10 protein-coding genes are annotated in these 14,605 nt (G+C 38.5%); 8 read left to right on the top strand and 2 right to left on the bottom strand.

All coding sequences use genetic code 11. The features are described 5' to 3' along the window. Positions 1 to 27 precede the first annotated feature (27 nt). The gene (locus DIS06_RS12470) at positions 28 to 1,410 is read right to left on the bottom strand and encodes a glycine--tRNA ligase (protein ID WP_110113609.1); all 1,383 of its coding nucleotides are present in this window, start codon (positions 1,408 to 1,410) and stop codon (positions 28 to 30) included. Between the two features lie 424 nt (positions 1,411 to 1,834). On the opposite strand from DIS06_RS12470, the gene pcrB reads away from it, so the two are divergent. From pcrB to pruA, 5 genes are all read left to right on the top strand, one after another. Next, positions 1,835 to 2,521 carry a heptaprenylglyceryl phosphate synthase gene (gene pcrB / locus DIS06_RS12465; RefSeq protein ID WP_110113608.1) on the top strand — a complete coding sequence of 229 codons (687 nt, stop codon included), beginning with the start codon at positions 1,835 to 1,837 and terminating at the stop codon, positions 2,519 to 2,521. 44 nt (positions 2,522 to 2,565) lie between these two features. Beyond that, positions 2,566 to 4,782: a DNA helicase PcrA gene (gene pcrA / locus DIS06_RS12460; RefSeq protein ID WP_343287503.1), complete on the top strand. Its 2,217-nt coding sequence runs from the start codon at positions 2,566 to 2,568 to the stop codon at positions 4,780 to 4,782. 21 nt (positions 4,783 to 4,803) lie between these two features. Beyond that, a complete protein-coding gene (gene ligA / locus DIS06_RS12455) occupies positions 4,804 to 6,810 on the top strand; it encodes an NAD-dependent DNA ligase LigA (RefSeq protein WP_110113606.1) in 2,007 nt (668 codons plus the stop codon). A gap of 14 nt (positions 6,811 to 6,824) precedes the next feature. Further along, positions 6,825 to 7,997: a CamS family sex pheromone protein gene (locus tag DIS06_RS12450; protein WP_110113605.1), complete on the top strand. Its 1,173-nt coding sequence runs from the start codon at positions 6,825 to 6,827 to the stop codon at positions 7,995 to 7,997. Between the two features lie 308 nt (positions 7,998 to 8,305). Beyond that, positions 8,306 to 9,853: an L-glutamate gamma-semialdehyde dehydrogenase gene (gene pruA, locus DIS06_RS12445; RefSeq protein WP_110113604.1), complete on the top strand. Its 1,548-nt coding sequence runs from the start codon at positions 8,306 to 8,308 to the stop codon at positions 9,851 to 9,853. A gap of 189 nt (positions 9,854 to 10,042) precedes the next feature. Here pruA and DIS06_RS12440 read toward each other — a convergent pair whose 3' ends face one another. After that, complete coding sequence (locus DIS06_RS12440) at positions 10,043 to 10,537, bottom strand: DUF3920 family protein (RefSeq protein ID WP_110113603.1); 495 nt, start codon at positions 10,535 to 10,537, stop codon at positions 10,043 to 10,045. Positions 10,538 to 11,100: 563 nt separating this feature from the next. Between DIS06_RS12440 and gatC the strand changes: the two genes are divergently transcribed. The 3 genes from gatC to gatB are packed head-to-tail and all read left to right on the top strand — an operon-like array spanning position 11,101 to position 14,310. Continuing rightward, positions 11,101 to 11,391: an Asp-tRNA(Asn)/Glu-tRNA(Gln) amidotransferase subunit GatC gene (gatC, locus tag DIS06_RS12435; protein WP_110113602.1), complete on the top strand. Its 291-nt coding sequence runs from the start codon at positions 11,101 to 11,103 to the stop codon at positions 11,389 to 11,391. A gap of 16 nt (positions 11,392 to 11,407) precedes the next feature. Then, positions 11,408 to 12,865, top strand: a complete 1,458-nt coding sequence (gene gatA, locus DIS06_RS12430) for an Asp-tRNA(Asn)/Glu-tRNA(Gln) amidotransferase subunit GatA (protein ID WP_110113601.1) — start codon at positions 11,408 to 11,410, stop codon at positions 12,863 to 12,865. Positions 12,866 to 12,879: 14 nt separating this feature from the next. Further along, complete coding sequence (gene gatB / locus DIS06_RS12425) at positions 12,880 to 14,310, top strand: Asp-tRNA(Asn)/Glu-tRNA(Gln) amidotransferase subunit GatB (RefSeq protein ID WP_110113600.1); 1,431 nt, start codon at positions 12,880 to 12,882, stop codon at positions 14,308 to 14,310. Positions 14,311 to 14,605 lie beyond the last annotated feature (295 nt).

Raw genomic sequence — 14,605 nt, 5'->3', positions numbered from 1 at the left:
AAGCCGAGCAGCTTCGTCTCTTTTTCATTAAAATTGTGTTGCTTCTTCAATGAATGCTTTTAATTCACTGATTGGCATACGCTTTTGTTCCATTGTGTCGCGGTCACGTACCGTTACTTGCTTATCTTCTAATGAATCAAAGTCAAATGTGATACAGAATGGTGTACCGATTTCATCGTGACGGCGGTAACGTTTTCCGATCGAACCAGCATCATCATAATCAACCATAAAGTATTTTGCTAGGTCGCCGAATACTTCTTTTGCTTCTTCAGAAAGCTTTTTAGAAAGTGGTAATACAGCTGCTTTAAATGGTGCTAAAGCAGGGTGTAAGTGCATCACTGTACGAGATGTACCGTCTTCTAAAGCTTCTTCTTCATATGCATCAATCATGTACGCCAGGGTTACACGGTCTGCACCTAATGATGGCTCGATGCAATAAGGAACGTAACGCTCGTTTGTTTCTTGATCAATGTATTGGAAGTCTTCACCAGAGTGCTCCATATGTTGCTTTAAGTCGTAGTCTGTACGTGAAGCAACACCCCAAAGCTCACCCCATCCAAATGGAAATTTGTATTCAAAGTCAGTTGTTGCGTTACTGTAGTGAGATAACTCATCATCAGAATGGTCACGAAGACGAATGTTTTCTTCGTTCATGCCAAGAGAAAGTAACCACTTGTTACATGTTTCTTTCCAGTATTCAAACCACTCAAGCTCTTGACCTGGTTTACAGAAGAATTCAAGTTCCATTTGTTCAAACTCACGCGTACGGAACGTAAAGTTACCAGGTGTAATTTCATTACGGAAACTTTTACCAACCTGAGCGATACCGAAAGGAAGCTTTTTACGCATTGAACGTTGCACGTTTTTAAAGTTAACAAAAATACCCTGAGCTGTTTCAGGACGAAGGTGAATTTCGTTCGTTGATGATTCTGTTACACCTTGGTGTGTTTTAAACATTAAGTTAAATTGACGGATTTCCGTGAAGTCGGCAGAACCACAATCAGGACAAACGATGTTGTGTTCTTTAATTAAGTTTTCCATTTCAGAGAATGGCAGACCGTCCACAACCATTTCGATGCCTTTTTCTTCTAACTTCGCTTCAATTAGTTTATCAGCACGGTGACGCGCCTTACACTTTTTACAGTCAATCATTGGATCATTGAAGTTTCCGATATGTCCAGAAGCTTCCCATGTTTTTGGGTTCATTAAAATCGCTGCGTCTAATCCAACGTTGTATGGAGATTCTTGAACGAATTTTTTCCACCATGCTTTTTTAATGTTGTTTTTTAATTCAACACCTAGTGGACCGTAATCCCAAGTATTTGCTAGACCACCGTAAATTTCTGAACCTTGAAATACAAATCCACGATGTTTCGCATGTGATACAATTTGATCCATTGTTTTTGCCATGTTTATTCCTCCTATTAATAAGGGTTTTATACAATAAAAAATCTCTCGTCCCTGAACATAGATTACGCTATGTTCAGGGACGAGAGATGAATTCCCGCGGTTCCACCCTGATTGGTACAAAGAATGTACCCACCTTGATCGATATATACTCCAGATTGCCGTTTCTCTAAACCTTTCTCTAGGCTCTCACTATTCCTAGATCGCTATTGTTGTGAAGAGGGTTTAGATACTATTGATCTTTCACTGTATAGATATAAATTTTGTAGCTATATATTAGCATAACCATCGAGAGGAAACAATAACCTTGTTGGTATTGTCGTGAAATTGGGTTTCTTTTTCAGAGAAAAAGATAGGTTTTACTTTCGTCTGTGTGGACGAGTTTTGTTATAATGTACAAATGGAATAACGAATGGAGGACAACACTATGTACGATATTAAAGAGTGGAAACACGTCTTTAAATTAGATCCTAATAAAGAAATAACAGACGAAGAGCTTGAGCAAATTTGTGAATCTGGAACGGATGCCGTTATCGTTGGCGGTTCAGATGGTGTCACATTAGATAATGTATTAAGCTTGCTCGTTCGTATTCGTCGTTATACAGTACCTTGTGCGTTAGAAGTATCAACGATTGATTCTGTTACGCCAGGTTTTGACTTTTATTTTATCCCAACGGTTCTTAATAGTAAAAGTTCAAAGTGGATTGTCGAGTTACATCATGAAGCGATGAAAGAATACGGAGAGATTATGAACTGGGATGAAATTTTTGTAGAAGGCTATTGCATTTTAAATAAAGAGTGTAAAGCGGCAAGTGTCACAGAAGCAAACACAGAATTAGAAAGAGACGATGTGGTCGCTTATGCACAAATGGCAGAGAAGATGTTTCGTTTACCGATTTTCTATTTAGAGTATAGTGGTACATATGGTGATCCTGCAGTAGTAAGTGATGTGAAAGATGTACTAGAAGAAACACAATTGTTTTATGGCGGCGGGATTGAAACGCTTGAACAAGCAAGAGAAATGGCCGAGTTTGCCGATACCATTGTTGTTGGTAACGCATTGTATACCAATTTAAGTGAGGCATTAAAAACGGTAGATGCAATTAAGCGATAAATAAGATAAAATAAGAATATATGTTCGTACAAGGCGGTGGTTTTTTGAATTTTTTAAGTGAGAAGTTGTTAACTGGTTTAAATCCTCAACAACAAGAAGCGGTAAAAGCAACAGATGGTCCACTTTTAATTATGGCAGGAGCAGGAAGTGGAAAAACGCGTGTGCTTACTCACCGAATTGCGTATTTAATGGCAGAAAAAGAAGTAGCACCTTGGAATATTTTGGCAATTACCTTTACAAATAAGGCCGCTCGTGAAATGAAAGAGCGTGTTGCTAAAATTGTGGGTGGAGCAGCGGATGAGATTTGGATTTCGACGTTTCACTCCATGTGTGTACGTATTTTAAGAAGAGACATTGATCGTATCGGGTATAACCGTAATTTTACGATTTTAGACACAACTGATCAGTTATCAGTATTAAAAAGCATTTTAAAAGACAAAAACATTGATCCAAAGAAATTTGACCCTCGCTCTCTATTAGGGACGATTAGTTCGGCTAAGAATGAATTAAAGAATGCAGAAGACTTTTCTAAAACAGCAGCAGGTCCATATGAAGACATTGTCAGTGATGTGTATAAAGAGTATGAAAAGCGTTTAAAGAAAAATCAAGCGTTAGATTTTGACGATTTAATTATGTCGACAATCTTATTGTTTAAACGTGTGCCAGAAGTACTTGAGTATTATCAACGCAAGTTTCAATACATTCATGTAGATGAGTATCAAGATACGAACCATGCTCAATATATGCTCGTTCGTTTGTTAGCAGCTCGTTTTCAGAATGTTTGTGTCGTTGGTGATTCTGATCAATCGATTTATCGTTGGCGTGGCGCTGACATTACAAATATTTTATCGTTTGAAAAAGATTATCCGTCTGCGACGATTATTTTGCTTGAGCAAAACTATCGTTCCACCAAAAATATTTTAGCGGCGGCAAATGAAGTGATTTCAAACAACATGAACCGTAAAGCAAAAAATTTATGGACAGAAAACAATGAAGGACAAAAGCTTTATCAGTATGAAGCAAATAGCGAACATGAGGAAGCTCACTTTGTAGCGCGTAAAATTAAAGAAGCGGTGGAAAGTGGAAAGCGTAAATATAGTCAATTTGCCATTTTATATCGTACGAACGCTCAATCTCGTGTGATGGAGGAAGTTCTTTTAAAATCAAATATTAACTATACGATTGTGGGCGGTATTAAGTTCTATGATCGTAAAGAGATTAAAGATCTTCTTGCTTACTTACGTTTAATTGCCAACCAAGATGATGACATTAGCTTAGCGCGTATTGTGAACGTGCCAAAGCGTGGTGTGGGGGCAACATCTGTTGATAAATTGGCAAATTACGCGACGACACATGATATTTCTATGTTTAAAGCACTTCGTGAAGTAGAGATGACAGGTGTAAGTGGAAAAGCCATTAGTGCATTAAAAGATTTTGAGGCGATGATTGCGAATATCGCACAAATGCAAGACTACTTATCAGTAACAGAGCTTGTGGAGCAAGTATTAGAGCGTACAGGTTACCGTGAAGCATTAAAAGCCGAAAAAACGATTGAAGCACAAAGCCGATTAGAAAACATTGATGAGTTTTTATCGGTGACACAAGAGTTTGAAAAAAGCAGTGAAGATAAAAGTTTAGTTGCCTTTTTAACAGATTTAGCGCTTGTTGCGGATATTGACAAGCTTGAAGAAGACGAAGAGGAAGCAGAGCAAGTTGTATTAATGACATTGCACTCAGCCAAAGGACTAGAGTTTCCGGTTGTTTTCTTGATTGGAATGGAAGAAAGCGTATTTCCACATAGCCGCTCTTTATTTGAAGAAGAAGAGATGGAAGAGGAGCGTCGCTTAGCATACGTAGGGATTACACGTGCAGAAGAAGAGTTGTACTTATTAAATGCACAAATGCGAACACTATTTGGTAAAACAAATATCAATCCGAAATCACGTTTTATTGGCGAAATTCCAAGTGAGCTTATTGAGTCTCTAAACGAAAAGAAACCATCTCCAATGAACAGTGGTGCAGCTACTTCACCATTTGCAAAGCGTCGTCAAGCGGCTGTTGCGCGTCCAAATCTTGTATCCACAGGTGGGGAAGCAATTGGTTGGAATGTTGGAGACAAAGCAGAGCATAAAAAGTGGGGGATTGGAACGGTTGTGAGTGTAAAAGGTGATGGAGATTCAAAAGAACTTGATATTGCGTTCCCAAGTCCAGTTGGGGTTAAGAGGTTATTAGCAAAATTTGCACCGGTGACAAAAGTATAGTGGTGAAAAGGAGTCAAAATAATGGATCTTGAAACAATTAAATCACGCGTTCATGAGTTGCAAGAGCAACTTACTCGTTACAACCATGAATATTATGTTCTTGATAACCCAAGTGTTCCGGATGCTGAGTACGATCGTCTTATGAAAGAGTTAATTGACTTGGAGACGCAGTATCCACAGTTTCGTACGACGGATTCTCCTTCACAGCGTGTGGGAGGGACAATTTTAGATGCCTTCCAAAAAGTAGAGCATAAAACACCGATGTTAAGCTTAGGAAATGCGTTCGATGAGCAAGACTTACGTGATTTTGATCGTCGCATCCGTCAAGCTGTTGGAGAGAATTATTCGTATGTATGTGAGCTGAAAATTGATGGGTTAGCAGTATCTCTTCGTTATGAAGATGGCTATTTTGTACAAGGAGCCACACGTGGTGACGGGACAATTGGTGAAGACATCACAGAAAATTTAAAAACGATTCGCTCTATTCCATTACGTATTAGTGAGTCTTTATCGATTGAAGTGCGAGGCGAGGCCTATATGCCTAAGCATTCATTCGAGTCATTAAATAAGGCAAAAGAAGAACGAGGAGAAATGCTATTTGCGAACCCTCGTAATGCAGCAGCAGGTTCACTGCGTCAGCTTGATCCAAAAATTGCTGCGACTCGTAACCTGTCCATTTATGTCTATTCTATTGCTGATGCCGGAAGTACAGGTGTAGAATCGCACAGTGAAGGTCTTAATCTGCTTGATACACTTGGATTTAAAACGAACAATGAACGTAGAACGTGTGAGACGATTGAAGAGGTATTAGCTTACATTCAAGAGTGGCAAGTGAAGCGTCCAGATTTAGCCTATGATATTGATGGAATTGTCATTAAGGTTGATTCTTTTGATCAGCAAGAGGAACTTGGTACGACTGTGAAGAGTCCAAGATGGGCTATTGCATATAAGTTTCCTGCAGAAGAAGTAGTCACGAAACTTCTTGATATTGAATTAAGTGTAGGTCGCACGGGTGTTTTAACACCTACAGCCATTTTAGAGCCTGTCCAAGTAGCTGGTACGACGGTGCAACGTGCTTCACTGCATAACGAAGATTTAATTCGTGAAAAAGACATTCATATCGGGGATTACGTGGTGATCAAAAAAGCGGGAGATATTATCCCTGAAGTTGTAAACGTCATAACAGAAAAGCGAACAGGTGACGAGAAAGAATTTAATATGCCGACTCATTGTCCAGAGTGTGAAAGTGAATTAGTTCGCTTAGAAGATGAAGTGGCGCTACGTTGTATTAATCCGAGTTGTCCAGCCCAAATTCGTGAAGGACTCATTCATTTTGTATCACGTAATGCCATGAACATTGATGGACTAGGTGAAAAGGTTATTACTCAATTGTTTAAAGAAAAGTTGATTGAAGATGTAGCAGATCTTTATACGTTAACGAAAGAGCAACTCATTCAACTAGAGCGGATGGGTGAAAAGTCAGCTGATAATTTAGTTCATGCAATTAGCCAATCAAAAGAAAATTCACTAGAAAAGCTTTTATTTGGACTTGGAATTCGTCACGTTGGGGCAAAAGCCGCAAAAACATTGGCCCAGCACTTTGAGACCATGGACAAGTTAAAAGAAGCTACGTATGATGAGTTAGTGGCAATTAACGAAATTGGGGATAAGATGGCCGATTCAGTTGTGACCTATTTTTCACAAGAAGAAGTCATGACTTTACTAGGAGAGTTGTCTCAATACGGTGTGAATATGGCTTATAAAGGCCCTAAGTTAGTAACAGTGTCTGATAGTAATTCCTATTTTGCTGGAAAAACGGTTGTTTTAACAGGGAAGTTAGAGCAATTGTCGCGTAATGATGCAAAGGCACAGATTGAAGCTTTAGGTGGAAAAGTAACAGGCAGTGTGAGCAAGAAAACGGATCTCGTCGTTGCTGGGGAAGATGCAGGGTCAAAGCTTACGAAAGCACAAGAGCTAGAAATTGACGTATGGGACGAAGAAAGACTGCTTGAAGAATTAAATAAATAAGAGGTGTATATCGGTTGAAAAAAGTATTGTTACTTTCTCTTATTGTCGTGTTAGTGACCTCGGCATGTGCACCTAGCTTTTCAAAAGAGGAAGAAGTTGTACAGCAAACAGATAAAAATGCAGAAAAAGCGATTATTCCGAAGTTTAGTATTTCGGAAGAGTATTATCGTACGATTCTTCCTTTTAAGCCGGGAGAGGCAAGAGGCTTAGTGGTTGGAAATATGAATAACCGTCTTGATATTCAAGAATTTGAATCTGGATTAATGCGCATGGCACAATCCGACTTTTCACCAGATAAATATTTGTTCCAAGAAGGTCAATATTTAGATGCAACAACGATTCGTTCATGGTTAAGTCATAAGCAAACGGATGAACAATTTGCAGCAACAAAGAAGAAAAATGCAAAAGCAAAGAATGAAGGGTTAAATCCAGTCGTGGTGAAAGCGGGCTCGTTGACAGAGCAAAACGAGAAGAGTCCAAAATACTTAGGGCATATCTTAGAGCAAAACTATTTAATTAAAGATAGTGATGACAAGGTACAACTTGGCGGTGTCATGATTGGATTAGCGATGAATTCAGTTCACTATTACAATCAAGAGCAAGGTTATCCACGTGAAGTGGCGATTGAGCAAGAAGTACTTGAAAAAGAAGGAAAAGAAATGGCAGATGAGATCATTAGCCGTATGCGCCAAATGGATGAATTGAAGGATGTACCTATTACGGTTGCACTGTTTAAACAAATGCCAAAGTCTTCGATTACCCCAGGCAACTTCTTTGCATTAGGGAAAGCAGGCAAAGGTGATTCGAAAGTTGGGAAATGGGAAAAGGTTGATGAGAAATATTATTTATTCCCATCTCAAAAAGCAACAGCTGATCACCGTGACGATGCTATGAAGTTCAATGAGTTTAAAGCACGTATTGAAGATTACTTCCCTAACTTTACAAGCGTCATTGGAAAAGGATTTTATAAAGATGGTCAACTGCAACAACTTTCTATTGAAATTCCGATTCAGTTTTACGGTCGAGGTGAGGTTGTTGGATTCACCCAATATGTGACGGGATTGATGCTTGATCACTTCCCTCCATACATTGAAACGAAGGTATACATTAATTCAGTCGGTGGTCAAGAGGCTGTTATTGTTCGAGAGCGAGACAGTGAAAAGCCATTTGTTCATATTTATGAATAATTGCATAGGGAAAGTATGACCTAGGTAAGCGATGGTTAGATATTATTCTAAATCGATTATTATGATAAACCTTGTTAAAGCAATGGTTTTCGTAATAATCGATTTTTTTTGTATAAACCCTTATGGTTTATTAGATTCACAAGAATACGATAAAGTTGGATAATTATAATATAGGTATTATAAAAATGTTTCTTGAATAATTTTTTTTACACAAAAAACTATTTTAATGTTTGAAGAAGTCTGTATATTCGGTTAAAATAAAAATTGTGAAATGTATACGCTTTAATAGGGAAGGGGAGGCTTACAACATGGTAACACCTTACAAACACGAACCATTTACAGACTATTCTACAAAGGAAAACCAAGAAGCTTATCAAGAAGGTTTAGCTTTAGTAGAAAGTTATCTTGGACAAGATTATGATTTAGTAATTGGTGGAGAGCGAATCTCGACTGAAGATAAAATTGTATCAGTTAACCCAGCGAACAAAGAAGAGGTGATTGGTCGCGTATCAAAAGCGAGCCAAGAGCTGGCTGAAAAAGCGATGCAAGTCGCAGATGAAACGTTCAAGACATGGCGTAAAGTAAAGCCGGAAGTAAGAGCAGATATCTTATTCCGTGCTGCTGCAATTATTCGTCGTCGTAAACATGAGTTCTCGGCGTTATTAACAAAAGAAGCAGGTAAGCCATGGAACGAAGCAGATGCAGATACAGCGGAAACAATTGATTTCCTTGAGTATTATGCTCGTCAAATGCTAAAAATCAAAGATGGTATGCCAGTTGAAAGTCGTCCTGGTGAGTATAACCGTTTTAACTACATACCACTAGGAGTAGGAATTGTTATTTCTCCATGGAATTTCCCATTTGCGATTATGGCTGGTACAACTGTAGCGGCAATCGTAACGGGTAATACCGTGTTATTAAAGCCAGCTTCAACAACACCAATCGTTGCAGCTAAGTTTGTTGAAGTAATGGAAGAAGCAGGTCTTCCTAAAGGGGTATTAAACTTCGTTCCAGGTAGCGGTGCTGAAGTTGGAGATTACTTAGTTGACCATCCACGTACACGCTTCATTTCATTCACTGGATCTCGTGATGTAGGTGTGCGTATTTATGAGCGTGCATCAAAAGTGAATGAAGGCCAAATTTGGTTAAAGCGTGTCATTGCTGAAATGGGTGGAAAAGACACAATTGTTGTTGATAAAGAAGGCGATTTAGAATTAGCAGCACGTTCAATCGTCGCATCTGCTTTTGGTTTCTCAGGTCAAAAATGTTCAGCTTGTTCACGTGCAGTCGTTTTAGAAGATGTGTATGACCAAGTATTGAATCGCGTAGTAGAATTAACAAATGAATTAACAATTGGAAACCCAGTAGATCGTTCAAACTACATGGGCCCTGTTATCGATCAAAGCGCTTATAATAAAATCATGGAATATATTGAAATCGGCAAGCAAGAAGGTAAGTTAGTTGCGGGCGGTGAAGGTGATGATTCAACAGGGTACTTCATCAAGCCAACTGTATTTGCTGACTTAACACCAGATGCTCGTCTGATGAAAGAAGAGATATTCGGACCAGTTGTTGCATTTACAAAAGCAAAAGATTTTGATCATGCAATTGAAATTGCAAACAACACAGACTATGGTTTAACAGGTGCAGTTATTACAAATAACCGCGACCATATTGAAAAAGCACGTGAAGATTTCCACGTAGGAAACTTGTACTTTAACCGTGGTTGCACAGGCGCAATTGTTGGCTACCAACCATTCGGTGGATTTAACATGTCAGGTACAGACTCTAAAGCAGGTGGACCGGACTACTTACTTCTTCATATGCAAGCAAAAACAACATCTGAAACGCTTTAATGCCAGAAGAAGCTGAGATAAAAGGGGGTAAAAACCTCCCTTTTTGGCTCAGCTTATAACATCCCTTGCTGTTACAGTCTAATCTTACAATGGATAGACAGGCAAGGGATGTTGCATGTAAATCTACTTTTTAGGTTTATTGACGGATGTTTATTTAAAGCGATTAAGGGAGAGAGAGTTCAAAGAGAGCTAAATGGCTTGCTTTGAGGCTCTCTTTTTTAGGTTTTCATGACTATATTTATATCTTTTAAGTGTTTGCTTAGCAAAGTGAAAGGCATCTTTTTCAATTAGTCGTTGTTCATAAGGTAAGTGTTTGTCGACTTCAAAACGGTCTTTGAATTCAGGAATGTTTTCTTGCATGACGTGACGAAGTTCGTGAAAGATGGTTTCTAGCAACGGTAAGTAGTCGTCAAAACGAAAGATAAAGATTATACCTACTTCTCTCCAATAGATGCCTGAAGCGAGTTGTAAATACTCAGCTTCTTCTTCTCCTAACTCACTTACAATCTTATTCGCCTCGCACGAATCACAAAACACGATGGGGGTATGAATCTCTTCATCCATACATTGAAATACCGTTTGTTTTAACGTGGATACATCCCATTGAAACTCTTTATCTAATACATACCAAGAATCTGCTTGTTGATAGATGGTTCGTTTATTTAATGTTTGATTAATTTTCATACGGTTCCTCCTGTACAGGCATCCGCCTGCTTACTAGCAGTGTCGGATTTTTTGGTGTTTCCCATACATAAGAACTAATTAAACATGCTTTAATCCCATTCGATAAACGTCTCTCTAACATTCTGTTGAACTTTTACGTGTCTTATATCGATTCCAACAAAGAGTGGTAGTTAAGGTTCTCTATAGTAAGAATATTTACATATGCATTTATTTATGCATAGTGAGGGGGAGATGAGCCACGGACTTGATTGTGTCATCAATGTTATTTCTTCTATTCACTATGCCACTAGTCATTGTATCGTTTACAGGCTAAATTATGTATGATAACGCTTGCTTTGATTGTTGTTATCAGTTTAGTAACAAAAGCACCTAATCAAGAGAGGTTACAAGAGTTTGGTAAAATGGAAAATGGTATAAAATAGAATTGTCTACCTCTTGCCCTGCCTGCACTGACAGGGTGTTTTTAATTTTAGATAACTCCTATTACAAATGTTGCTTGATGCTACTGTTCTTTGGTATTATCAGTATATTGCAATGGGACGAATACTCGGAGGTGAAAGAAAATGTCAAGAATTTCTGTTGATCAAGTAAAACACGTTGCACATTTAGCAAGATTAGCGGTAACAGAAGAAGAAGCTCAAATGTTTGCGAAGCAATTAGATGCAATCATTACATACGCTGAACAATTAGATGAATTAGATACATCGAATGTAAAACCAACATCACACGTATTAGATATGAAGAATATTATGCGTGAAGACAAGCCTGGTAAAGGTCTTACAATCGAAGAAGTAACAAAGAACGCACCAGATCACAAAGATGGTTACGTTCGTGTACCATCCATTTTAGAGTAAGGAAGGAGGCTTTACGATGTCATTATTTGATCGTAAAATTTCTGAGCTGCATAAGCTTTTACATAGTAAAGAAGTTCGCGTACAAGACCTAGTAGATGAGTCGTACAAGCGTATTAACGAGGTAGATGATAAAGTAGGCGCATTTTTAGCACTAAACGAAGATAAAGCGCGCGCTTACGCAAAAGAATTAGATGAAGCGTTACAATCGAAAGATGAGTTTGGCTTATTATTCGGGATGCCAATTGGTGTGAAAGATAACATCGTAACAAAAGACTTAACAACAACATGCTCAAGTAAAATTCTAGCAAACTTTGATCCAATTTATGATGCGACTGTTGTGAAAAAGCTTCAAAATGCTGAAGCAATCACAATTGGTAAATTAAATATGGATGAATTTGCGATGGGGTCTTCCACTGAAAACTCAGGTTTACAGTTAACGCGCAATCCATGGAATCTTGATCATGTGCCAGGTGGGTCTAGTGGTGGTTCAGCAGCGGCTGTTGCAGCAGGTGAAGTGCCATTCTCATTAGGTTCAGATACAGGTGGTTCGATTCGTCAACCAGCTGCTTATTGTGGAGTTGTGGGATTAAAACCTACATATGGCCGTGTATCACGTTTTGGTTTAGTTGCATTCGCTTCTTCTTTAGACCAAATTGGACCGATTACACGCTCTGTTGAAGATAATGCGTATTTACTTCAAACGATTGCTGGGTTAGACGAAATGGATTCAACATCAGCAAACGTAGAGGTGCCAGATTACGTTTCTGCATTAACAGGCGATGTAAAAGGATTAAAAATTGGGGTTCCTAAAGAGTATCTAGGCGAAGGTGTAGACGAGGAAGTACGTCAATCAGTATTAGATGCATTAAAAGTGTTAGAAGGCTTAGGCGCAACTTGGGAAGAAGTATCTCTTCCACACTCTAAGTATGCACTTGCTACTTATTACTTACTATCTTCTTCAGAAGCATCTGCAAACCTTTCGCGTTTTGATGGTGTACGTTACGGTTACCGTACGGACAACGCTGAAAACTTAATTGAGATGTACAAACAAACACGTAGCGAAGGCTTCGGAGATGAAGTGAAACGCCGTATTATGCTTGGTACGTTCTCATTAAGCTCTGGTTACTACGATGCTTACTATAAAAAAGCACAACAAGTACGTACGCTAATTAAGAAAGACTTTGAAGACGTATTTGAAAAATATGATGTCATTATTGGACCAACAACACCAACACCAGCGTTCAAGATTGGTGAGAATACGAAAGATCCATTAACGATGTATGCAAATGATATTTTAACAATCCCTGTCAACCTTGCTGGTGTACCAGGTATCTCTGTACCTTGTGGGTTATCAAACGGATTACCATTAGGTCTACAAATCATCGGGAAGCACTTTGATGAAAGTACAATTTATCGTGTTGCTCATGCATTTGAACAAGCAACTGAGCATCATAAAGCGAAACCAGCACTGTAAGGGGTGAGATAAAAATGAACTTTGAAACGATTATTGGTCTTGAGGTGCACGTGGAACTGAAGACACAATCAAAAATTTTCTCTGCTAGTCCGAATGCATTCGGAGCAAATCCAAATACAAATACAAGCGTCATTGATTTAGGTTATCCAGGAGTTCTTCCTGTCCTAAACAAACAAGCGGTTGAGTTTGCGATGAAGGCGGCAATGGCATTAAATTGTGAAATCGCAACAGATACAAAGTTTGACCGTAAAAACTATTTTTATCCAGATAATCCAAAAGCCTATCAAATCTCTCAATTTGATAAACCAATTGGAGAGAACGGTTGGATCGAAGTTGAAGTAAATGGTAAAACAAAACGTATCAGAATTAACCGCCTGCATTTAGAAGAAGATGCAGGTAAATTAACGCATACAGGTGACGGCTACTCATTAGTTGACTTTAACCGTCAGGGAACACCTCTTATTGAGATTGTATCTGAAGCAGATATGCGTTCTCCTGAAGAAGCGTATGCGTACTTAGAGAAATTAAAATCAATCATTCAATATACAGGCGTATCAGATTGTAAGATGGAAGAAGGTTCTTTACGTTGTGATGCGAATATTTCTTTACGTCCATATGGTCAAGAGAAATTCGGTACAAAAGCGGAATTAAAGAACTTAAACTCATTTAACTTTGTACGTCGTGGTTTAGAGCACGAAGAAAAAAGACAAGCACAAGTTCTTCTTTCAGGTGGAGAAATTCTACAAGAAACACGCCGTTTTGATGAGTCAACAGGGAACACAATCTTAATGCGTGTAAAAGAAGGATCTGATGATTATCGTTACTTCCCAGAGCCAGATTTACTTGCATTACACATTGATAGCGAGTGGAAAGAGCGTATCCGTGCTGAAATTCCTGAGCTTCCAGATGCTCGTAAAAAGCGCTATGTAGAAGAATTAGGTTTACCAGCGTACGATGCGATGGTACTAACACTGACAAAAGAAATGTCAGATTTCTTTGAAGCGACGATTGCAAAAGGCGCTGATGTGAAATTAGCATCGAACTGGTTAATGGGTGAAGTATCAGCTTACTTAAACGCAGAGCAGAAAGAGCTTGAAGATGTTGCGTTAACACCAGAAGGCTTAGCCGGCATGATTAAGTTAATTGAAGCGGGTACCATTTCTTCGAAGATTGCGAAGAAAGTATTTAAAGAATTAATTGAAAAAGGTGGAGACGCAGAGAAGATTGTCAAAGACAAAGGTCTTGTTCAAATCTCTGATGAAGCGACATTACGTAAGTTTGTAACAGATGCGCTTGATGCGAACCCTCAATCAATTGAAGACTTTAAAAATGGGAAAGACCGTGCAATTGGCTTCTTAGTTGGTCAAATTATGAAGGCGTCAAAAGGTCAAGCAAACCCACCGATGGTAAACAAGATTTTACTTGAGGAAATTAAACAACGTTAATGAACGAGTGCCCTCTTTATGATAAGAGGGTACTTTTTACGATATGATATTGGAAGAATTTTCTTTGCTAATTCGTAACAAGATGATGACGAAACGATTAAGTTTTAAATTTTAGGTGTGACATCATAGATGGATGATTGTATATTTGTGTTGTTTTCTTTATAATATGTTTTTGTTAGCCCTCTTTAAGTCGTGCTTACTTCGGTTTGGAGAGGGTATTGCTATTCTAAAAAAAAGAATTAATAAATAGGTTTGAAACAACATAGAGTATACGATACTAACAACTAGTGAAAAA

Source organism: Bacillus sp. CGMCC 1.16541 (genome assembly GCF_003184905.1).
Taxonomy (GTDB): domain Bacteria; phylum Bacillota; class Bacilli; order Bacillales; family Bacillaceae_H; genus Priestia.
Note: the sequence above shows the minus strand (reverse complement) of the source record. Positions and strands in the feature narration are given on the sequence as shown.